Origin of the sequence: Sinomicrobium pectinilyticum, assembly GCF_003725735.1 — a bacterium.
GTDB lineage: Bacteria > Bacteroidota > Bacteroidia > Flavobacteriales > Flavobacteriaceae > Sinomicrobium > Sinomicrobium pectinilyticum.
Map to the genome: position 1 here is coordinate 16,583 of NZ_RJTM01000109.1, position 23,398 is coordinate 39,980.

At 46.1% G+C, this 23,398-nt stretch carries 17 protein-coding genes; 2 read left to right on the forward strand and 15 right to left on the reverse strand.

Features of this window, described 5'->3' with window-relative positions:
* Positions 1 to 13: 13 nt before the first annotated feature.
* The 11 genes from ED312_RS16400 to ED312_RS16450 all read right to left on the reverse strand — a co-directional run bounded on the left by ED312_RS16400 (position 14) and on the right by ED312_RS16450 (position 14,365).
* Positions 14 to 3,136, reverse strand: a complete 3,123-nt coding sequence (locus ED312_RS16400) for an efflux RND transporter permease subunit (RefSeq protein ID WP_123217106.1) — start codon at positions 3,134 to 3,136, stop codon at positions 14 to 16.
* 75 nt (positions 3,137 to 3,211) lie between these two features.
* Entirely contained in the window at positions 3,212 to 4,360 is a 1,149-nt protein-coding gene (locus tag ED312_RS16405; RefSeq protein ID WP_123217107.1) for an efflux RND transporter periplasmic adaptor subunit, read from the reverse strand.
* A gap of 4 nt (positions 4,361 to 4,364) precedes the next feature.
* The gene (locus ED312_RS16410) at positions 4,365 to 5,681 is read right to left on the reverse strand and encodes a TolC family protein (protein WP_123217108.1); all 1,317 of its coding nucleotides are present in this window, start codon (positions 5,679 to 5,681) and stop codon (positions 4,365 to 4,367) included.
* A 72-nt stretch (positions 5,682 to 5,753) separates the two neighbouring features.
* Positions 5,754 to 7,118 carry a sensor histidine kinase gene (locus tag ED312_RS16415; RefSeq protein WP_123217109.1) on the reverse strand — a complete coding sequence of 455 codons (1,365 nt, stop codon included), beginning with the start codon at positions 7,116 to 7,118 and terminating at the stop codon, positions 5,754 to 5,756.
* Positions 7,119 to 7,140: 22 nt separating this feature from the next.
* The gene (locus tag ED312_RS16420) at positions 7,141 to 7,827 is read right to left on the reverse strand and encodes a response regulator transcription factor (protein ID WP_123217110.1); all 687 of its coding nucleotides are present in this window, start codon (positions 7,825 to 7,827) and stop codon (positions 7,141 to 7,143) included.
* A gap of 60 nt (positions 7,828 to 7,887) precedes the next feature.
* Positions 7,888 to 8,601, reverse strand: a complete 714-nt coding sequence (locus tag ED312_RS16425; protein ID WP_123217111.1) for a uracil-DNA glycosylase family protein — start codon at positions 8,599 to 8,601, stop codon at positions 7,888 to 7,890.
* Positions 8,602 to 8,719: 118 nt separating this feature from the next.
* Positions 8,720 to 9,481, reverse strand: coding sequence for a peroxide stress protein YaaA (gene yaaA, locus ED312_RS16430; protein WP_123217112.1), 762 nt, complete (start codon positions 9,479 to 9,481; stop codon positions 8,720 to 8,722).
* Positions 9,482 to 9,862: 381 nt separating this feature from the next.
* A complete protein-coding gene (locus tag ED312_RS16435; RefSeq protein ID WP_123217113.1) occupies positions 9,863 to 11,026 on the reverse strand; it encodes a sigma-54-dependent transcriptional regulator in 1,164 nt (387 codons plus the stop codon).
* 198 nt (positions 11,027 to 11,224) lie between these two features.
* Entirely contained in the window at positions 11,225 to 12,073 is an 849-nt protein-coding gene (locus ED312_RS16440) for a mechanosensitive ion channel family protein (protein ID WP_123217114.1), read from the reverse strand.
* 20 nt (positions 12,074 to 12,093) lie between these two features.
* The gene (locus ED312_RS16445; RefSeq protein ID WP_123217115.1) at positions 12,094 to 13,434 is read right to left on the reverse strand and encodes an ABC transporter permease; all 1,341 of its coding nucleotides are present in this window, start codon (positions 13,432 to 13,434) and stop codon (positions 12,094 to 12,096) included.
* Positions 13,427 to 14,365: an ABC transporter ATP-binding protein gene (locus tag ED312_RS16450; RefSeq protein WP_206363273.1), complete on the reverse strand. Its 939-nt coding sequence runs from the start codon at positions 14,363 to 14,365 to the stop codon at positions 13,427 to 13,429. Before ED312_RS16450 ends, ED312_RS16445 begins: the two co-directional genes overlap by 8 nt.
* A 296-nt stretch (positions 14,366 to 14,661) precedes the next feature.
* On the opposite strand from ED312_RS16450, the gene typA reads away from it, so the two are divergent.
* The gene (typA, locus tag ED312_RS16455; protein WP_123217116.1) at positions 14,662 to 16,461 is read left to right on the forward strand and encodes a translational GTPase TypA; all 1,800 of its coding nucleotides are present in this window, start codon (positions 14,662 to 14,664) and stop codon (positions 16,459 to 16,461) included.
* Positions 16,462 to 16,575: 114 nt separating this feature from the next.
* Here typA and ED312_RS16460 read toward each other — a convergent pair whose 3' ends face one another.
* Both ED312_RS16460 and ED312_RS16465 read right to left on the reverse strand, forming a co-directional pair.
* Positions 16,576 to 17,499 (reverse strand): TIGR01777 family oxidoreductase, encoded by a 924-nt coding sequence (locus ED312_RS16460; protein ID WP_123217170.1) that lies wholly within the window; start codon positions 17,497 to 17,499, stop codon positions 16,576 to 16,578.
* A 184-nt stretch (positions 17,500 to 17,683) separates the two neighbouring features.
* The gene (locus ED312_RS16465) at positions 17,684 to 18,385 is read right to left on the reverse strand and encodes a Dph6-related ATP pyrophosphatase (RefSeq protein WP_123217171.1); all 702 of its coding nucleotides are present in this window, start codon (positions 18,383 to 18,385) and stop codon (positions 17,684 to 17,686) included.
* A gap of 76 nt (positions 18,386 to 18,461) precedes the next feature.
* On the opposite strand from ED312_RS16465, the gene ED312_RS16470 reads away from it, so the two are divergent.
* On the forward strand, positions 18,462 to 21,548 hold the full coding sequence (locus ED312_RS16470) for a glycoside hydrolase family 2 TIM barrel-domain containing protein (RefSeq protein WP_123217117.1): 3,087 nt from the start codon (positions 18,462 to 18,464) through the stop codon (positions 21,546 to 21,548).
* 69 nt (positions 21,549 to 21,617) lie between these two features.
* On the opposite strand, the gene aroQ is transcribed toward ED312_RS16470, so the two are convergent.
* Together aroQ and ED312_RS16480 are read right to left on the reverse strand one after the other, a co-directional pair.
* On the reverse strand, positions 21,618 to 22,034 hold the full coding sequence (aroQ, locus tag ED312_RS16475) for a type II 3-dehydroquinate dehydratase (protein ID WP_123217172.1): 417 nt from the start codon (positions 22,032 to 22,034) through the stop codon (positions 21,618 to 21,620).
* A gap of 135 nt (positions 22,035 to 22,169) precedes the next feature.
* Positions 22,170 to 23,372, reverse strand: coding sequence for a glutamate-5-semialdehyde dehydrogenase (locus ED312_RS16480; RefSeq protein WP_123217118.1), 1,203 nt, complete (start codon positions 23,370 to 23,372; stop codon positions 22,170 to 22,172).
* Positions 23,373 to 23,398 lie beyond the last annotated feature (26 nt).

Below are 23,398 nucleotides of genomic sequence, written 5' to 3' on the forward strand. Positions count from 1 at the left end.
AGTCTCACCCGAGTTATCCTTCTGATCTCCCTGTCTCATTTTCATCCTCCTTTTTTCCCCTGTAAGCAAAATAAAATACCTGCGGTAATACCGTAATGGAAAGGATCATGCAAACAAGGAGCCCTCCCACGATCATTATGGCAAGCGGTTTCTGTATTTCCGATCCCATACCGGTGGAAAGGGCCGCTGGTAAAAGTCCCATGGACCCCATCATGGCAATCATCAATACGGGGCGTATACGGCCGTATACGGCGTCGGATATTGCTTTTTTCAATGGTTTTCGCATTTTCATCTGCTGCCGGATGTTCCCTATCAGCACAATACCGTCAATCGTTGCCACCCCGAAAAGAATTATAAAGCCTATCCCTGCGGAAATACCAAAAGTGGTACCGGTTACCCAAAGGGACAGATAGCCCCCGATAAAGGCAAACGGAATAACGATACATGAGATAAGTGTGTCTTTGAGGTTCCCTTCAAAGTTCATCCACAACAGAAAGATTATGAGTACAAGACAGACCGGGACTATGGTATACAATCTCTTGGTAGCCCTTTCTTTGGATTCGAACTCCCCGGCCCACTCCGTTTTTATATGTTCCGGGAACTTTACCTTGTTATTTACCGCCTCCCGGGCTTCGGCAATGGTACTTCCGAGGTCCCTGTTCTCAATACTGAACCCTACACCTATATACCTGCTGCTCCCTTCCCGGTAAATAAAAGCAGGACCGGTGTGGAAGTCTATGGTGGCGATCTCTTTTAAAGGAACACGCTTACCGTCTTTGGTAGGGATAAGAATCTCCCCGATTTTCTCATCCGTGTTCCTGTGATCTTTGGCAAAACGCAGGCGTACATCAAACATCCTTTCGTTCTCATAAAACGTGGTGGCCGCCTGTCCTCCAATGGCCATTTCCACCACCGCCTGTGCATCGGACATATCTACGGCATACCGGGCCATCTTATGATCGTGCAGCTGTATACGCAGTTCGGGCAAACCGATGTTCCGGTATACATTGAGGTCTTCTATACCCCTTATTCCCTTCAGGGCTCCGGCAACCTCATCGGCATAGTCTTCCAGCTCAAAAAGGTCGTCCCCGAATATTTTCACTACCAGTGAACTTTTTACCCCTGCCACATATTCTTCCACATTATCCTGTATAGGCTGGCTAAAACCGAATACAATTCCCGGATAAGCCTGTAATGTCTGCCTCAGTTCTTCCACGAGCCCGGCCTTATCTATATTGCGTTTCCATTCGTCTTCGGGATATAGCTGTATGTGGAACTCAATATTGAAAAAGCCGGTAGGATCGGTACCGTCGTTTGGCCTGCCCGTTTGCGTCAGTACGAACTTCACCTCTTCATATTCCCGTATCTTGTTCTTCATTTCCCCGGTCAGTGTTACGGCTTCTTCCAGGTTGACACTATTTGGCAGAGTAGCACGGACATACACGGCTCCTTCATTCAGCTTCGGCAAAAATTCCGAACCGTGGTTGAAAAAACCGAATACGGTTACCAGCAACAATGCGCAGAAAGCACCTATGGTTACTTTCTTATACCGCGTGGCCCACAGGTACCAGCTGTACAGTCCGTCCCTGAAAAACCTGGTAATGAAATTGTCTTTCTCCGTTATATTCCTGGTCAGGAGCAATTTACACATCGCCGGCACATAGGTCAGGCTCAGGATCAATGACCCCAGCAGGGCGAAACCAAGCGTATAAGCCAGGGGTGAGAACATTTTTCCTTCCACTTTCTGAAAAGAGAAGATAGGCAGTAACGCCACAATAAGGATAAACAGGGCGAAAAATATATAGGATGCTACTTCCCTGGCACTTTTCTTAATAATACCCGATTTGGAAATCTTATTGAACCGTTCCATTCCCAGTTCCTTTGCCTTGTGTTCCAGGCCTACAAAGACCCGTTCTGCAATGACCAGCGCCCCTTCCAGCAGCAATCCGAAATCGAGTGCCCCCATAGAGATAAGGTTGGCCGGCATGCCCATGATCCGAAGCATGGTAATGGCAAAGAGAAACGCCAGGGGGATTACCGACGCGACAATAAAGGTCATACGCCAGTTGTACAGGAATATAAAGACAATGAGGGATACGAGTACAATTCCCTCGATCAGGTTTTTGGTAACCGTGTTCACTGTAACGTCAACCAGTTCGGTCCTGTCTATAAAAGGTTCTATTTTTATATCCTTGGGCAGTATTCTTTCATTGAGATCTTTTATTTTCTCCTTGAGACTGGTAATCACCTCACCCGGGTTCTCTCCCCGGAGCATGATTACGATCCCTTCTACCAGGTCATCTTCATCCTGCAACCCCACCTGTCCCAACCGTGGTTTTGCGGCTATTTTTACCTCCGCTACATGCTTTACCGTTACTGGGGTCGACCCTTTGACTTCTATCAGGATATTTTCTATATCTTCCACACTCTCCAGTAGCCCCACACCCCGTACAACATAAGCCTGGCTTCCCTGTTCTATAATATCACCACCTACATTGATGTTACTTTTGGATACCGCCTCGAACACATCCAGGGGCGACAGGTCGTAATTTATCAGTTCCGTAGGGTGTATCTGTATTTCGTATATTTTTTCTTCCCCTCCGAAACTTACTATGTCCGCAACACCGGGTACAGCAACCAGTTCGCGTTCAATGACCCAGTCCTGGATAGCCGTAATTTCCTTTATGGGCCTGTCGCTTTTTATCACATAACGGAATATCTCTCCGGTAGCCCCGGACGGCGGTTCTATCTCGGCTTCGGCCCCATCCGGAAGCTCCACGCCCTGAAGGCGGTTGGAAGCGTATTGCTGTGCAAAGAAATCATCTGCTTTATCATCAAATAACACGGTAACCACAGACAGGCCGAAAAGCGATATGGACCGCACTTCCGTCTTTCCCGGAATCGTGTTCATTTCCTTCATGACAGGTAGAGTGACAAACTTTTCTACTTCTTCGGCACTCCGGCCGGGCCATTGGGTAATAATACGGGCCCTTGTACTGGTTACATCGGGGAAGGCCTCTATAGGCGTATGCATATAACTCACAATCCCGGCAACCAGTAATAATGTGGTAAGAAAAAATACGACAACAGAATTCTTCAGGGAAAATGCTACGATGCTTTGGACGAATTTAGTCATTTCTGATAGGTATTGTTAATTGGAAAACAGAGGTAAACAGGCTTGCCTTGCCGTTCCGGACAAGGAACAGTATTTTTAATTATTTCCGGCATCCTTGATCTTTTCGTAAATAAGTAACTGGTTCCTGGTAACCACCTGCTCGCCTGCTTCCACTCCCCCGGAGATATAAGCGACATTCCCGTTTTTGCTGATGATTTCAGCCTGGCGGACCTGCAAGTCGCAATCGTCCTTATACACTACGATGAAGTTCCTGTTGTTATTGAAGATCAGGGAACCGGTAGGGATAGTAACCGCTTCCGTCCCCTGTTGTTTCTGAGCTATAATATCGGCAGACATGCCGGGTTTCAGCTCCTGGTTTTCATTGGGGATGACAACCCATGCCTTCAGTACCCTTTCTTCGTTATCAAATACCTGTGATATGGACGTGATCGTCCCTTTAAAGACCTTATCCTGGTACGATAGCGTCCGGATATCCACTTCCTGTCCTACGTGCAGCTTGGTGACATTACCGGCATAAATATTCAGGATCACCCATACTTCGCTCAGGTCGGCCACGGTAAACAGTGTATTACCTTCTGCGGATATCTGCATTCCGGAGGTAATGTTCTTCTCCGTAATAACACCGGACATTGGAGCTTTTACCTGAAAACCGTCTTTTCCTTTACTACTCCCATACAGTCCCAATGTGGCTGTCACATTTTCAAGGGCGGCCTGTTTTGTCTTCAGTTCGCTCTGTGCGGTAAGGAAATCTTTATGGGAAGCTATTCCGTCTTCATACATGGATTTAACAGAAGACAATTCCCGTTCCACAACAGCTATTTCCCCCTCCAGGCTTTTCCTTTCGGATTGCAGGTTATTCAGTTCCGAACTCTGTATTTCCGCCAGTACCTGCCCTTTGGAAACCACATCTCCCAGGGAGAAATAAGTACGCGAAACCACCCCGCCTACGAGGCTGGTAAAAGGTACTACCCTGTCCGGGTTGCTCTGTACAATACCGGTAAGGGCTATACGTTCCTGCACAGGTTGCAGCCGGGCCGGCTCCAGTACGATATCCTCCCGGAACGATTCATCCAGGCAATACCTTTCCGCTTTGGAAGTTTCCGGCATTTTTTCTTTACAGGAAAGAAAAAACGGCAGGATGACAAACACCGTGGCTGCGGTAAATAAAGTGGATATTTTTCTCTTACCGGAAGTATTGTTTTCGTTGTGGCTTAGTCGTTTCATGTGCTTACTGTGCTTTAATTTGGTCTATGTCTTTTCCTATTTCAAATTGAAGATCTTCGAGTTTTTCACGGGCATTTTTCGCCGATCCCAGGATGATGTCCCGGTTTTGCAGATAGGTTTCCAGGAAATCCAGGTATTCGAGCATACTGATATTCCTTTCCCTGAAATTACGGGTATAGCTGTCCAGGAGAGATTCCAGTTCGTCCCCGTAAGACGGGTCAATACTTTCGAGGAAGGATACGGAAGCCATCAGGTCGTTATAGGCCAGCATTATACCCGACCTTACTTCGAGTTCCTTTTGCTCGAACATCAGCCTCGCCTGCTCCTGCTCTATTTTCGCAGCTTTGATATTCCCCTGGTTACGGTCAAATACCGGCAGGTCCAGGGAGAATCCGAAGCCTATGAAGTCCAGCATAAAATTACCACCGCGGTCATACCCCGCCTTAAAAGTAACATCGGGGACCCTCATGGCTCTTTCATAGGCATAAGACTTATCGGCATATGTTTTCTCCAGTTCCGCAAGTTTTAATTCGGGCTGATGATCCGATGCCCTGGCGATAAGATATTCCGGCAACACTTCTTTTATTTTTTCTACGGAAGGGACAAAACCTTCTTCGTCCAGAACAAGGGTTATCCCGACCGGCAACCGCATCAGTACTTTCAGCTCTTTCTGAACTTTATTGGTTTCGCGTTCCAGGCGGTTGATTTCACCGGAAATCTCCAGGTCCAGCGCTTTAAGCCTTATGTATTCTCCTTTACCGATATTTCCCTGCTCCACCTGTCGCTGATAGGCAGTCAGAAGTTGTTTGACGGAAGATGCTTCCTTTTCATATACCTCCTTATACATTTGCAGGTACTGCAGTTCCGTGAGGTTATTCCTGAACTCACGTTTGAGGTTTCGCAGCAGGTCCTCCAGGTACTGTCCTGCCATATCCACGGATACCTGCTCCAATGCCATCATTTTTTTCCTTTTTCCCGCAGTACGGACCAATTGTTCCAGTTCCACGTTGATCTGCTGGTTTTTCCAGTCGCTACCGGAAAGCGGCGGTAACCCTTCCCCGAAATAATTCAGGTTATTGGTTCCTTTACCGGTCGTCCAAAGGTTTACCTCATCTACGGAAAAAGTGGGATTGGGCCATAATCCGGCCTGAAGGAGCCTGGCTTCGGCCTCGTCAATCTTTAACCTTTCGGCCAGCAGTTGCAGATTGTTTTCCAGAAATATGCTTTCGCACTGCTCCCGGCCGAGTACCAGTGTATCCTGTGCCCGCGCTTGCAGAAGCCCGAAACACAGCACAGTAAATACTTGTATAAAACACCTCATATGGTCCTGTTCTTTTTTTGAGGTGTAAAGAACCCGATAAGCAGCTTAAAAAAAGCTTAAAGCCGATAAAATTCAGCTTAAAGGAAGGGTAACGGTAAATATGTTCATATCACCGTTTTCGGAAGTATACGATATACTTCCTTCGTGAAGTTGTATTATTTTGTATATAAAGACCAGTCCGAGTCCGAAACCGGGCTTTCCCCTGCTGTTATCTCCACGGAAAAAATGCTGAAAGAGGTATTGCCTTTCTTCTTCGGCAATGGTTTTTCCCTTGTTGACAACATCCAGCTTTAATTTACGGGGAAATACCGTGATATGTATCCCGGTAAGGTTATCACTGCCGTAGTGAATGCTGTTGAGCATAAGATTGGTAAATGCGGCACGGAGCAATCTCTCGTTTCCCAGGACCATAAGACGGCTCTCATCTTCCGGAATTTCCGTGTACTTCACCTGGAACCCGTGTTCCGGGAAGAGCAGTTTAAGTTCGTCTGCTAGGTCAAAAACAAGTTCGTCAATACGAATCTCTTTCCCGCTGTTCCTGTCGGCAGATTCGGTCTTGGCTATTTCCAGCAGTACATTAATGATCTCCCCGAGATTTCTGGTATCTTCTTTCTGGCGAAGGATAAGTTTCCGCATAACCTCCGGGTCCGTTTCCTTTTCCAGCTTTTCAAAATTCGATACCAGTACGGCGATCGGGGTTTTCAGTTCATGGGAGATGTGGTGTATTGCATACTTCTGGAATGCAAAGGCCTCCCGTATACGATGGATAAGCTGGTTAAACCTGTTGGTAAGCAATACGATCTCTTTCTCCCTTCCTCTTACCTCTATTGGATCGTCTTCTTTCTCCGGATCGTAACAGGTGATCTTCCGGGTAATTTCCATAAGGGGCCGGGAAATCTTGCGGGACAGATAATAGGACAGGAGCACAAGGACCAGGGAAATAACAAAAAAGATCAGTACCAGGGTATTCCTCAGGAACCCGAGTTTCGAATATCCTACGGCATCGTAGGCCTTGCAGATACCGTAATAGGATTTCATGCCGGACTCAAAATAGATGCCAATCACATCGTAAGCCCCGTCCTTTTTTTCAACCCACCTGGTATTGGGGGAAAGGCTGTTCAGTATGGTTTCCGCATCGGGTATGGTGGTATCGTCCAGGCTGGCGTATATTCTCTTTTTGTTATTGTTGTAGATAAACAACTTTTCGTCGTACATGGAATCTATGGTCTCCCGGTCATAAGACAGAAGAATTTCGTTATCTACCTTTTGCACTTCGGCAAGATATTGCAGTGTCGCCGCGATTTTCTGTTTCTGGCTCTGCTGGAATTCTTCCTCCCGGTATTCGTAGAAGAGCGTATAAATAAGAAAAAGGGACAGCCCCAGAAGCGGGATCACCGCGGCAGTAAAGTATACCAGTATTTTTTTTCGAATGGTCAAAATCGGCCGATCTTTTTACCGGTTAATCCTCAAAATAATAGCCATACCCCACCTTGGTCTTAATAGAGTCCTTACCGAAGGGCTTGTCTACCTTATTGCGGAGAAAATTGATATACACTTCTATGGTGTTGGTATTACCGTCAAAAGAACTTCCCCATATTTCTTTTATCAGTTCCTTTTTGGAGATGACTTCTCCTTCTGCCCCTACCAATTTCACCAATATCTGGTATTCCCGGGGCGTAAGGGCAATTTCCTTTCCCTGCCGGGTCACTTTTTTATATGCCGGATGAATCACCAGGTCCGACGCCGAAAGGACCTCTTTTTGTCTTTGGTCCTCCCGGCTGTTCTCGCTTCTTTTCATCAAGACGTTCAGCCGGAGAAGCAATTCGCGCATGTAGAAGGGTTTCGTAAGGTAATCGTCCGCCCCGCAATCGTATCCCCGTACCTTATCTTCGAGCTCTCCGAAGGCCGTAAGCATTAATACGGGTGTAAAGCTATTGTACTCGCGGAAACTCCTGCACACTTCATATCCGTTCTTTCCGGGGAGATTGATATCCAGGACAATGCAGTCAAAAGTGTTCTTTCTCAATATTCTTTCCGCCAGTAAACCGTCAAAAACACTATCTACTTCAAGTCCTTCTGCAACTAAAGCCTCCTTGATATTGCTGTTGAGAGCGGGATCATCTTCTATGAGTAGAATCTTTTTCAATGACTTGTTTCCGGGATTTTATGAAATTTATGCTAAAATACGAAATGTGCCGGCTCCGGGCTATTCCAGAAAGAATTCTGCGTACTGTAGTACCCTGAAATCGACGGTGGTAAAAGCCGGGTTCTGTTGTTTTCGTTCTTTGTATAAAGGTATGCCCCCCACAGCCCTGTTGGCCGAACCGGAAGGTGCGGTGAGGGAAACGGTCCTTATCTCCCGGCACCTTCCTTCAGTTGTCAATGTAAAGTTGTGAATTCTCGGAACTTCATCCGAAACCACTTCCAGTTTCATCCCGTATTCTTTAAGATGCCTCCTGAAGAAATACTCGGGACCGTTTTTACTGTTTCCCCCGGTAAACAACAAGGTATGCACCGCAGGATGTTTTTGCAGATACCCTATAAGGTCGCGATACCTGACATTTTGCATCCCCAGGTCGGATGCATCTATTTTTTCGCGTTCGCAGCTTTCCACAATATCACAGATGCCTATTTTTTGTTCTTTCAGAAAGGTTTTACGTTGTTCTATCGCTTCGGCTGTGGTTTCGAATTTCAGGCCGAGGTCAAATATTCTGTCCAGTATGGTCCATAACTGGCCGTCTATACTGCCGTAACAAAAATTCACATCGCCCTCTTTTAAAATTCCGGTAGAAAACCTGGGCGGAGGCAATGTACCTACGATAAGGCGGGTAGCTCCTTCCGGAATAAAAGGCGGAAAAGGATGCCGGTGTTTAAACAGGGACGATTTATTATTTTTCGCGTTTACAATATCAGAATTCATTACCGGATGTTCTCCTCTGTTTATTTATCATTAAGGATAAGAGAATGTTTTCGTTCAGATTTCCCCTAAATCTCCTGTGTTTATTTCTATTGTTCTCACCGTGCCGGTTTTATTTTGTCTATCGCACAAAAACCAGTTCATTCTTCTTCACAGAATGCTCTTCACTGAAGGAATACCCTTCATAATTAAATCCTTTCAGGTCTTCTACGGTTTCAGCTCCCGTATCCAGGATATATCGCACCATAAGCCCTCTTGCTTTTTTGGCAAAAAAACTGATCATTTTCAACTGGTCGTTTTTCCAGTCTTTAAATTGTGGTGTGACTACCGGGACTTTAAGGGCCTTTATATCTACTGCCTTAAAATATTCGTTACTGGCGAGATTTATAAAAAGTTCATCTTTTTTGAGTTCTTTATTCAGCGCTTTCGTAATCGTATCTTTCCAGAATTCATAGAGGTTGTTCTTAACGCCTACCTTAAGAGATGTTCCCATTTCCAGGCGATAGGGCTGTATAAGGTCCAGCGGTTTTAAGACCCCGTAAAGTCCGGACAGAATACGCAGCGTATCCTGCAGTTCGTCCAGTTTATCCTCCGGAATGGTATAGGAATCCAGCCCTTCATAAACGTCACCATTAAACGCATAGATAGCCGGACGGGCGCTATCGGGAGAAAACGGCAGGCTCCACTCCTGATTTCGTTTCCAGTTGAGTTCTGCCAGGTTAGCCGATATATCCATCAGTTTTGAAAGGCTTCTCGGCGATTTCTTTTTGAGTATTTTATTCAGCCGTTCTGCCTGTTTTAAAAATGAAGGTTCGGAATATTTTTTGGTAGGCAAACCGGATTCGTAATCCAGTGACTTTGCAGGGGATATAACGATTTTCATCTGTTCTTATTTAGTTTTTTTCAAAGGTCATCCCGATGGTCCCGATAATTATCGGGATCGGGAGGAATGCCCTGATTATCATACCGTCCCAATAACTTTCAGAAGGTATTCGGATTTTCGGCGATGGGCATTTTATAATCATTCTCTCTTATTTTTCTTCAAATTTAAAGGAAAAACGAACAGTATCTCCGACATTTTCAACGTTCTTTCTGATAGTAGTATTGGTGTTGTTTATATTACGGGGTACAAGTTACAAGTTACAGGTTACAGGTTACAAGTTACAGGTTCCAGGTTCCAGGTTCCAGATTTCCAGTGGTCTAAACGGAGGTGGCTGAGTGCCCCGGCTCCGCCGGGGTGTACCGAAGCCCCGGATTCCACGTTTTACTTACTGGCAAAAAGTTCCACATCGCTTTCGCTCACTTCCTTACCGCCGAGAATAATAAGCCGTTCCACAACATTGCGAAGTTCACGTATGTTTCCGGTCCAGTCGTACTCTTGTAACCGTTTTACCGCGTCTGAGGAAAATTTTTTCGGTTGCATCCCCTGTTCACCGGCCACCTTTTCCGCAAAGTACTCAACGAGCAGCGGGATATCCTCCCTCCGGTCGTTAAGGGCCGGGACGTGAATGATGATAACTGCAAGCCTGTGGTAAAGGTCTTCCCGGAATTTCCCTTTTTCTATTTCCTTTTTCAGGTCTTTGTTCGTAGCGGCTATAACCCGTACATCTACTTTAATGTCTTTATCGCTCCCTACCCGGGATATTTTGTTTTCCTGTAAGGCGCGGAGGACCTTGGCCTGTGCGGAAAGGCTCATATCCCCTATCTCATCGAGAAAGATCGTTCCTTTATTGGCCGCTTCAAATTTTCCGGCCCTGTCTTTAACCGCTGAAGTAAAAGCGCCTTTTACATGCCCGAACAGTTCGCTTTCTATCAACTCTGACGGAATAGCGGCACAATTGACCTCTACCATAGGTGCCGCAGCTCTTTCGCTTTTCTCGTGGAGCCAGTGCGCCACCAATTCCTTACCCGTACCGTTAGATCCCGTGACCAGTACCCTTGCATCGGTGGGGGCAACTTTTTCTATGATCTCCTTTATCCGGGAAATAGCGTCGCTCTCCCCGATCATTTCAAAGTTCCTGCTGACTTTCTTCTTGAGCTGTTTGTTTTCCCGTACCAGTTCCTTTTTGTCCAACGCATTTCTTACGGTATTCAGAAGCCTGTTCAGGTCGGGAGGTTTGGAGATATAATCATAGGCCCCCAGTTTCATGGTGTGTACTGCCGTATCCAGATCACCATGTCCGGAGATCATCACAAAAGGAATATCGGGTTTTACCTTTCCCGAAGCTTCCAGCACTTCCACGCCGTCCATCTTCGGCATTTTTATATCGCAGAGAACCAGATCGTAATCGTCCTTTTTGATCTTTTCTATTCCGGCAAGACCATCCTCCGCCTCTTCCACTTCGTATTCCTTGTTTTCTTCCGTAAGTATTTTTACCAGTACTCTTCGTATGGCAACTTCATCTTCTATTACTAATATTCTGGGCATAGGTCTGTTTTATTGTTTTTTAGTCCCGATATATATCGGGATGGAGTTCGGAGTTGATGAGTTTGAGGTTCATGGAAAACATTAAAAGAGCATCTTCAAAACGCCGAACTTATCAACTTTAAAACTCTTTAACCTTTCATCCGGCCTGAATTTGCTGTGCCCGATATATCCATCCTGCACGGCATGCCGGCAAACGGCTTATTCTCCCTGAGGAATAATATGCACATCTCTCTGCGGGAACGGTATGGAAATATTATTCTCACGAAACTTCTTATCTATTTCAAAACGTATCTCACTTCGTACCCTGGGCGCGGGAAAACCATCCGGAATATAAAAGTACACTCCGAAATCCAGCGAAGAATCCCCAAAGTTCTCAAAGAGTACAAAAGGTTCCGGAAATTCCAGTATCCCGGGATGTTCATAAACACACTTCAGCAGCAGTTTTTCTACCAGTTTCACGTCCGATCCGTATGCCACCCCCACTTTCACATCATCTCTTATGGTATTTCCGTTCTGTGTCCAGTTGAACAACGGGTCGGACATAAATTTATGGTTAGGCACGATCAGCACCCGGCCCCCGCGGGTTTCTACTCTTGTTGTTCGCAGGTTAATGCTTACCACCCGGCCTATTTTGTCGTCTACCTCGATAATATCCCCGACATGAAGGGATTTATCGGTGATAATGAGTATTCCGGACATGATATCCTGGAACAACTGCTGCAAGGCAAATCCCAAACCTACGGCTAAAGCGGCAAAAGGCGCAATCAGAACGGTGATATTCACTCCCGAAGTATCGAGCGTAAATATAATGACCAGTATATAGGCAATGTATTTTACAAACTGAAATATACTGAAAAACTTATTCTTATCGCCACTATTGAATCGCCTAGTTATTAACTTACGGACCAGTTTAAGGACAAGATTGGTAGCCAGTAAGGCAATAACAACTGCCACAATCACACCGATAGTTATATCTACCGGACTGTCCTTGGGAGAGTATATTTTAACGGCGAGAATCTCTTTTATAGAATCTATTATTTCATTCATGGTTCCTTCATTTAGGGATATCAACTATATTTCAACCACTTGTACAATTCTTTATAACCGGGCTTTTTACCATACATCAGTATTCCCACCCGGTATATCTTGGCGGCCAGCCAAACAATAGCCAGAAAGGTGACGACGAGCAATACTATGGACGTGACGAACTGCCATACGGGGACCCCTCCGGTACCTATTCCTCCCGGCAGGCGCATGAGCATTACAATGGGGGAGGTTAACGGAAAGAGTGAAAATGCCACGGCTATGGGGCCATGCGGGTTATTGAATACGGAAAAGAAACCGACGTATATGGCCAGCATAAGCGGTAATATTACGGGGAACATAAACTGCTGCGTATCGGTTTCGTTATCCACCGCTGCCCCTATGGCGGCATATATGGAACTGTAAATAAGGTATCCCAGGATAAAATACACGACAAAAGAAAACAACAATACACCCCAGGATATATTGAGTAATTCCGCTATATAAAGCTGCATTTTTTCCTGCATACCCCCGGACATATTATTCATGGCATCTGCTGCATCGGGGGGAATCCGGGACCCTCCCAGCTCTCCCATACTTATCCCCAGAAAAGCGGCAAGCACAAACAACAGCAGACCTGCGGAAATGATCCATATGACAAATTGCGTGATCCCCGCAAGGGAGGTCCCGATGATCTTCCCCAGCATAAGCTGGAAAGGTTTTACCGAGGAAATGATCACTTCTATGATCCTGCTGGTCTTTTCTTCGATAACGCTCCGCATGACAAAGGCACCGTAAATAATAATGAACATCATAATAAGGTAGCCGAATGCTCCGCCTATGACCGCTTTCATTTCATTGATGCCCCTCAGTTTTTTCTCGCCGGTAAAATTCTCCACATTGATTTCATAATTCCTGCCCATTTCACCCAAAACCTCATCGGGCACTCCGAAGTTCCGGAGTTTGACATCCCGGACCCGGCTACGGATCACTCCTTCCATAGAAGAAAGGGTACCGAGACCGGGGGATTCCTTACAGAAGAATTCTATGTTTTCTGCTGCATTTTCAATATCCCTGCCTTCCGGAATGTACAGCAGTCCGTAATATGCGGCGTGCTGTGCGGAGTCTTTGGCGGTTTCCAGCGATATATCACGGAATGGCACAAAAGCTATGGAAGCGTCATCCTTGAACTGTTCCCGGAAAAAGTTTCCTTCGTCGAGCACTGCTATGACTTTGCGCTCTTCGTTATTGGCTTTGGTCAGGAAAAAGACCAGTGCCGCCATTCCCACTACCAGTAGCGGACTGAGAACGGTCATTACAATAAAGGACCTGTTGCGGACTTTGGCCAGGTACTCTCTTTTTATAATCAAAGGCAGTTTATCCATTACTGTCACTGTCTTTTACGGTTTGTATAAAAATATCATTAACACTCGGGATGACCTCGACAAAATGGCTCACGGTTGATTTCGATACCAGGTATTGCAGAAGATCGTTGGGCGAATGCCCGTTTTGCAATTGTATGCGGAGTTTAAGCTCATCCGCCAGGGATTTAAAAACAGCGCCGGAAACGGTAAAACGCGTTTCCAGTTCGGACCGCAGGGCTTCTTTATTCTCCGTTTCCAGCCCTACTTCAAATGTATTACTTCGGTATTGCCGTTTTATGTCCACCAGTTTTCCGTCGAGTATTTTTTGTGATTTATTAATAAGGGCTATATCATCGCAAAGTTCTTCTACCGACTCCATACGGTGCGTCGAAAAAATAACGGTCGCCCCTTTGTCCCTCAGGTGCAGTATCTCGTCTTTGATGATATTGGCATTGATGGGGTCAAAACCACTGAAAGGTTCATCGAAGATAAGCAACCGGGGGTTATGCAGTACCGTCACCACGAACTGTATTTTCTGGGCCATGCCCTTGGACAGTTCCTGTATCTTTTTGTTCCACCAGTCCCCTATTCCTAACCGGTCGAACCAATAGTGCAGCCGTTCTTTTGCTTCTTTTCTGGACAATCCTTTTAACTGGGCCAGGTAAAGGGCCTGTTCCCCTACTTTCATGCTTTTGTACAAGCCTCTTTCTTCCGGTAAGTATCCTATAAGAGCTACATGTCCGGGCTGCAGGGGCTTTCCGTCGAAAGTAACGGTCCCGGTGTCCGGGTAAGTGATCTGGTTGACAATCCGTATCAGGGTGGTCTTTCCCGCCCCGTTGGGACCGAGCAAACCAAAAATACTACCTTCGGGCACTTTTAGCGAAACATGGTTAAGCGCGGTGTACTGTCCGTATTTCTTGGAGACATCATTTACCTCCAGCAGATTACTCATATTAGATATGTTAGTTTTTCACGTAGTAGCATCCAAAGATATTGAAATCACTGCTAAAGAGGGAAAAATAGGAAAATTTATTTACCGGGCGGCCGTTTGGGCACGAAAAACGATAATTTCATTCCCGGAAAATCCCCGGACCGGACGCCGGACTCCTTAAAAAACAATAATTTAATGTTTATATGCCAAGAATATGATTTATATTTGCGCCCTCATTTTCGGAGGTCGGTTTCGGGTAGCGGATACCACAAGGGCCACGGAAAAACAACATAGTGTTAAAAATCAAGTCAAAATTTATGGCGGACATCAGAAATATAGCGATCATAGCTCACGTAGACCACGGTAAAACCACGCTGGTAGACAAAATAATGTACCACTGTCAGCTATTCCGTGAGAACGAGAATACGGGCGATCTGATCCTGGACAATAACGACCTGGAACGGGAAAGGGGAATTACCATTACCTCCAAAAACGTTTCGGTAATTTACAAAGGTACCAAGATCAACATCATCGACACGCCCGGGCACGCCGATTTCGGTGGTGAGGTAGAACGGGTGCTGAACATGGCGGACGGGGTTCTGCTGCTGGTAGATGCTTTTGAAGGACCTATGCCGCAAACACGGTTCGTATTGCAGAAAGCTATCGACCTGAAGCTGAAACCTTGTGTGGTTATCAACAAGGTGGATAAGGAAAACTGTACACCGGAAGAGGTACACGAAAAAGTATTCGACCTGATGTTCGAACTGGGTGCGGAAGAATGGCAGCTCGATTTCCCTACCGTATATGGTTCGGCCAAGAATAACTGGATGTCCGAAGACTGGCAGAACGTTACGGAAAATATCGAGCCTCTCCTGGATATGGTCATAGCGCATGTCCCCGAGCCTAAGGTTTCGGAAGGAACACCGCAGATGCTCATTACCTCTCTCGATTTCTCCAGCTTTACCGGGCGTATCGCCATAGGAAGGCTGCAAAGGGGTACGCTTACGGAAAACATGCCGATAGCCCTGGTCAAAAGGGATGGAAGTGTCCTGAAATCCAGGATCAAGGAACTGCACACCTTCGAAGGACTGGGCCGGAAAAAAGTACCGGAAGTACATGCGGGGGACATCTGTGCCATCGTTGGCCTGGAAAGTTTTGAGATCGGCGATACCGTTGCCGATGCGGAAAACCCGGAGGCACTGGCTTCCATAGCCATAGACGAGCCTACTATGAGTATGCTCTTTACAATCAACGATTCCCCGTTTTTCGGCAAGGAGGGTAAATATGTGACTTCCCGTCACATTAAGGACCGCCTGAACAAGGAATTGGAAAAAAACCTCGCCCTCAGGGTACATGAAACGGACAGTGCGGATAAATTCATGGTTTTTGGCCGTGGGGTACTGCACCTTTCCGTATTGATCGAAACCATGAGACGCGAAGGTTATGAACTCCAGATCGGGCAGCCGCAGGTGATCATCAAGGAAATAGACGGTGTAAAATGTGAGCCCGTGGAAGAACTTACCATCGACCTGCCGGAAAACCTTTCCGGAAAGGCCGTGGAATTCGTCAGTCTCCGAAAAGGAGAAATGCTCAGCATGGAGCCGCGGGGAGAGCGCATGATATGTGTATTCCACATTCCGTCAAGGGGTATCATAGGACTCCGTAACCAGTTGCTTACCGCTACTGCCGGAGAGGCCATCATGTCTCATCGTTTTATCGAGTACCAGCCTTACAAAGGAGAAATCCCCGGAAGGAACAACGGTTCGCTCATATCCATGGAAAACGGAAAAGCCATCCCTTATTCCATAGATAAGTTACAGGACCGGGGCAAGTTTTTCGTTGATCCGAACGAGGATATTTACGAAGGGCAGGTTATCGGCGAAAATTCCAGAGGGGACGATATGACGGTCAATGTGACCAAGACAAAAAAGCTCTCTAATGTCCGTTCTTCCGGAGCGGATGACAAGGCCAGGATTGTTCCTGCCATAAAATTCTCGCTGGAAGAAGCACTGGAATACATTCAGAAAGACGAGTATGTGGAAGTAACGCCGAAAAGTCTCCGGTTACGAAAAATATACCTCACTGAGAACGACAGAAAACGTTATAAAATAGCATAACGGGATAACAATATACCTATTGATAAAAACGGGAAGCGACATGGCCGCTTCCCGTTTTTTATTGCAGGTTGTATAGTTGTGGCGTTTTTTAGTTGGTAGTTATCTCTCCAGGTATTACTCCTGCCCGGATTTCCCTAACAAATCTTCTAATGCGGGTTTTATACTGGAATACTTAAATAAAAATCCCATATCCGTTATTTTTCGTGAGCTTACCCGCTGGCTGCTAAAGAGCAGATAGGACATTTCCCCCAACAGGAACCGCATCGCAAACCTGGGGATATTGGGTAAGAAAAGTGGTTTATGAAGTACTTGCGCGATTTCTTTGGTCAGTTTTTCATTAGTCACCGGATTGGGTGCAACACCATTAAAAATACCCGGCATACCTTTTTCCGCTATAAAGAGGAATATCTCTGCCAGGTCCTCGATATGTATCCATGACTGCCATTGCTGACCGTCGCCAAGAGGGGCACCGACAAAATATTTTACCGGCCTGGCCATTTGCGGCAACGCCCCGCCTTTCGCGGAGAGCACCAGCCCTATACGTATTTTGGCCACCTTTATTCCCAAACGCTCTACAGAATCGGCAGCGGCCTCCCATTCCGTGATTACTTTTCCGGGAAAAGAATCATCTGCTTCCGGTTCATCTTCATCATAATAATGAACTTCAGAATCCGGGTAATAACCGATCGCCGAAGCCGAAAGCAGCATTTTCACCTGGTGTCCGTCTTCACATGCCAGTGTCCGGTGCAGTAATTGCAGGGATAATCTCCGGCTTTCCAGGATACGTTTTTTTCTTACCGGGGTCCATCGTTGTGCTATGGTTTCGCCCGCCAGGTTAATAATAATATCCACACCATCCAGGCATTCCCTGTCTATTTCTCCCTTATCCGGATTCCAGTAATAACCCCGGTAGGTATCCGTCTTTTTTATTTTCGAACGGTTCGTGGTGAGATAATATACCTCAATCCCTCTCCGTTCACATAAACGAACGATCTCACTGCCTATCAGGCCCGTCGCCCCGGTAATTAAAACTCGCATTTTCTCCTTTCTTGATCTTCTTAAAGATACGGCATATTGCAGAAGCGACATAACAATTTAGAAAAGGTTTAACGTATTGTGATCTTTGATTTACGGACAGGGCAAACGCATTAGAAAAATTATAATTGCAGCGTTTAAGGGTTTCAAGTTTCAGGTTTCAGGTTCCTGAGCTGGAGAACACAACTTATTTTGCCTGCAGGTCACAATACCAGAACGCGTTGTCCCAGGCAGGTGTACCACTACTTTCCGGTCCGTATGTTTTCAATACTTTTTCCCCGGTCCGGAACTTTACGGGATACCGGAACACAGGGCCATCATACACAAAAGTATGAAACTCCCCGTTCTCCCCGCAAACATCCACCCCATCGGGTAAATCACGCATAAAATCGCGGTCGATCTCCCTGCCGCAAAACTCTTTTCCCAGCAACCTGGCATTTACACATACCGTTACCGCCTTAAAACCCAGATCAATAAATTCTTCAAGAAGTGTATGCGTATCTTTTTTCCATAAGGGAAAAATTGCTTTTAGCCCGGTTTCAGCCAGCTTTGTTTCCCGGTACTGTCTCAGGTCCTCAAGAAAAATATCTCCGAAACCGGCATAAAGATATCCTCTTTCCCTCAACTTCCCGGTTTCTTCTTTCATCGTCAGGTTATAGCTTTCCATATCCACCGCGGCGGGAAAGTAGATCTTGTGTAGCGGTACCCCAATACTGGCAGCCTGAAGGTCCAGTAACTCCTCCGAAAGCCCGTGCATGGACACCCTGCCGAAGTCCTTGTTCACTGTAGTCACCAGGCTTTGCACGTCGTATATCCCCGCTTCCCGTATCTTATACAGTGCCAATGCGGAATCCTTACCGCTACTCCAGTTAAAATATGTTTTTTTCACAGGATTTGTCATCAAAAAATGCCTTTACAATCCGGTCGTTTTCATATATTTGTGCTCGAACACAACTATAATCTCCATGAAAACACCTGTTTTTACCTTTATTCTTTTTTTACTCTCGGTCACCGCCATAGCACAAACTTCAGATCCGGTATGGGAAAATCCCAGTGTCACGGAAATAGATAAACTTCCTCCGCGGGCTTCCTTCTTTGCCTACGAAAATAGCACTCTTGCAGGACAAGGCAAAAAAGAAAACTCCAAAAGGTTCGCATCGCTCAACGGTACGTGGAAATTTAACTGGGTACGTGATGTTGCGGACCGTCCCGAAAATTTCTACAAGGAAGATTACGATATTTCGGGCTGGGATGACATCCGGGTGCCGGGCAACTGGGAATTACAAGGATATGGTATCCCCATATATGTAAACCACCCTTATGAGTTTAAAGTAAAGAACCCCTCCCCTCCCGATATTCCGGACGGGTATAATCCGGTTGGCTCTTACAAACGAACATTTACACTTCCGGCAGACTGGAAGGATCAAAAAGTATACATTCACCTGGGTGCCGTGAAATCCGCCTTTTATATCTGGATAAACGGACAGAAAGTAGGTTACAGCCAGGGCTCCAAACTTCCTGCCGAATTTGATATCACCTCTTATATAAAACCTGGTGAAAACCAGGTGGCCCTGGAAGTCTATCGCTGGAGTGACGGCAGCTACCTGGAATGTCAGGATTTCTGGAGAATTTCGGGTATTGAAAGAGACGTTTACTTATATACCACACCCGTTACCCACATTAAAGATGTGGATATACTGGCCTCGCTGGACAACAAATACACCGACGGTATTTTTAATCTGAGCGTTGCTCTGGCCAACCTGCCCCTCAAAAAAAACAGACACACCATATCCGTCCGGCTCCTCGATGACGATAAAACGATATATGAAGATTCCCGGCAACCCACAGACAGTGTTATTTCCTTTTCTAAAACGATTCCCGGGGTAAAACAGTGGTCTGCCGAATTCCCCAACCTGTATCGCCTGGAAATTACACTTTCCGAAAAAGGACAGGAACGGGAAGTCATATCGCAACGCGTAGGTTTCCGGACTACCGAAATAAAGGGGAACCAGTATTTCCTGAACGGGAAACCCATCCTTATCAAAGGGGTAAACCGCCATGAGCACGATCCTGTCACCGGACATGTGATCTCCGGGGAAACCATGGAAAAAGATATCCGGATACTAAAACAGTACAATATCAATGCCGTGCGTATGGCGCACTATCCGAACGATCCGTATTTCTACGAATTATGTGATTTATATGGTATTTATGTCGTTGACGAGGCCAATATAGAATCACACGGTATGTATTACAACCTGGAACATACGCTGGGCAATAACCCGAAGTGGCTCAAAGCTCATATGGAACGTATACAACGCATGGTGGAGCGGGATAAGAACCACCCTTGTATCATCACCTGGTCTTTAGGCAACGAAGCGGGTAACGGATGGAATTTTTACAATGCTTATAACTGGATCAAAGAGCGGGACCCCTCCCGTCCGGTACAATACGAACGCGCCCAGAAAGAGTGGAATACTGACCTCATTGTACCGCAATACCCGTCTCCGGCCTCTATGGCAGACTTTGCCGAAAAAGGATATAACCGCCCCATGATCATGAGCGAATATGCCCATGCCATGGGAAACAGCCTGGGAAATTTCAAGGAATACTGGGACGCCATTGAAAAATATGATATCCTACAGGGCGGATTTATCTGGGATTTTGTAGACCAGGGTATACTCACCGAGAAAAACGGTAAAAAAATCTATGCGTACGGGGGCGATTTCGGTCCGGAGGGCACTCCAAGTGACGGAAACTTTCTCATCAACGGGCTGGTCATGCCCGACCGGACACCCAACCCACATATGTACGAAGTAAAAAGGGTGCACCAAAATGTAAAATTTGCAGTTAAGGACACTTTAAAAAAGGCTTTTACGGTTAAAAACTGGTATTTCTTCCGGGATATTTCCAATTACCGGGTAGACTGGGAATTATTGGAAAACGGGCTTGTTGTAGAAAAAGGAAGCCTTGATAATTTTAATCTTCAGCCACAGGAAGAAAAAGAAGTCTCCATTCCGGTTACATACGATTTTGCCGCCGGAAAAGAATATCTTTTGAATTTTTCGGTGAACCTGAAAGAGAAGGAACCTTTTATACCTGCCGGGTTTGAAATTGCTTATGACCAGTTTATACTGCAACCGGGGAGCCTTACCGTAGAGAGAACCTCCGAAGGAAACATTGTACCGGAAGACAGAAAAGGTGTACTTCGTGTAAAAGGAAACACTTTTTCTATAGATTTTGATACGACACGAGGAATTATCTCCGGATACACCTACAACGGTGACATAGTACTGGAAGAAGCCGGACAGGTCAACTTCTGGCGTGCCCCGGTAGACAACGATTACGGTGCGGGAACACAACGGAAATATGCGGAATGGAAAGAGGCCGGAAAATCAGGAGAAAAGGTCACGTATAAAACAGCCAGATCGAAAAAGGAAAATGCCTTTGAAATAATCTTCAGCAAACCGTTACTGAACGGCGATGCGGAATTTATACAGACTTATACGGTATACGGAGACGGTAAGGTACACGTAAGCAATAGCTTTAAAGCCGAAAAAGGCGAACATCCCCCGATGTTCAAATTCGGGAACACCATGATACTTCCGGAAGGTTTCGAGGAAGTGGAATGGTACGGAAGAGGACCTTTCGAATCGTATGCCGACCGGAAAACAGCTGCGAGGATCGGGCTTTATGAAGGTACGGTTTCCGGGCAATACCACCCGTACGTCCGTCCGCAGGACAGCGGGAACAAAACAGATGTCCGCTATGCTACACTCCGTAACAACCAAGGTGTTTCTTTACGCATCGCAGGAGATACACCGGTGTATTTCTCCGCTTTACACTACAGTACGGAAGACCTGGACGGTGGTATGGAGAAAGCGCAGATGCACTCCGGTGAGCTCGTTCCGCAGAAAAAGACATTCGTCAATGTAGACGGTATGCAATCGGGTGTGGCCGGTATTGACAGCTGGTACAGCCTGCCTTTAGAAAAATATCGTTTGCCATATGCTTCTTATGACTATGGCTACTGGATCATACCTTCCGAATAGGAAAAAAGCGCCTTTCCTCGCCAGAAGAAGGGCGCTTCTTATTTTATATCATTCGTAACTACCTCTTCGTTACAAGACAAAACTGCGTATAGCAAGAATATAACTCTCCAGTCCGAAACCGAGTATCACCCCTTTAGCATTCGGGGAAATATAGGACTGGTGCCGGAAGGATTCCCGGCCGAAGGTGTTGGATATATGTACTTCCACGACAGGGACGGATATCCCCTTTATGGCATCTCCTATACCAATGGAAGTATGGGTATAGGCTCCTGCATTGAGAATAATACCGTCATAACTAAACCCTGTTTCATGGAGTTTATCAATGATCTCCCCTTCTATATTGGACTGATAATAATCCAGTTGAATATCCGGAAATTCGCCGCGAAGTTTTCCCAGAAAATCTTCAAAGGTTTCGGAGCCGTATATTTCGGGTTCCCGCTTTCCGAGAAGGTTAAGGTTAGGCCCGTTGATGATAATGAGTTTCATGTCTTTTATTTCTTTGGATGAGAACCCCGTAAAAATATCCATTTTCGGGAGTATAAAAAAATACGGACCATTAAAACAACAACCCCGGAGCTTTTTGTAAAACTTCCGGGGCTGTCACCAACTATAAAACATCACCTATATACGGACCTGGCCATCGCCGTATACGTAATATTTATTTGTAACCAATTGTTCTAATCCCAATGGTCCCCTGTGATGTAGTTTGTCCGTACTTATCGCCAGTTCGGCTCCTACGCCCATCTGTCCGCCGTCGGTAAAACGGGTAGAGGCATTCTGGTATACCGCCGCACTATCTACCTGTTCCATAAAGGCAAGGGCAACGTCGTCATCTTCCGTAAGCACACAAGCGGAATGTCCGCCGGAATACTTGTTGATCCTGTCTATGGCTTCTTCTACATTATCCACGGCTCCTATTACCGCTTTAAGGGCCAGGAACTCTTCATACCAGACGGACTCTTCTTCTACGGGCGAAGCATCCGGAAGGATCTTCTTTATATCGGTATCCGCAAGAAGTTCTACCGAATTCCGGTGCAATTCGCCGGCCAGTTCTTTTACCTTATCCTCATACCCGGGAATATTTTTATCTATCAGTATCTTGTCCAATGCATTACAGGCCGATATTTTATGGGTCTTGGCATTGACAATAACACGCAGGGTTTTATCCCAGTCCGCATCTTTGTTTATATATAGGAAATTATTTCCCCGTCCGCTTACCAGTACGGCACATTGCGCATGGTCTTTGACGAACTTAATAAGCCTTTCTCCCCCGCGGGGTACGATCAGGTCCAGCTTTTCGGGCGGATTTTTGAGGAAGTCCTGGGTTTCCTGGCGGTTCATGTTCAGCAACTGAATCCACGCTGCGGGCTGCAGCCCGTTTTCCTTCAATGCGCGGTGCCAGCATTCCTCCAGCTTTTTATTACTGTTCCAGGCTTCCTTTCCACCTTTGAGTAAAATCTTATTATTGGCTTTAAAAGCCAGAACGGCTGCTTCTATGGTCACATCGGGACGGGATTCATAAATAATCATTATGGTACCGAACGGCGCTGTTTTGTTCAGTATTTTCAAGCCGTTGTCCAGTTCCCGCGAGGATTTCAGCTTTCCTACGGGGTCGTCCTGTTCCCTGACCTCTTTTACCGCCTGGATCATACCGTCTATTTTGGCCTTGTTGACCACCAGCCTGTCATACATGGCACGGTCCGAACTGTCAAAGGAATCCAGGTCCTTTTTATTCGCCGCTATTATGGCTTCACGTTCTTCATCCAGGATCCGCTCCATGGATTTCAGTACGTTGTTTTTTATGTCTTTTGCTAATAGTTTCATTGTGTTTGTTTTTTGGGGTCCGAAGC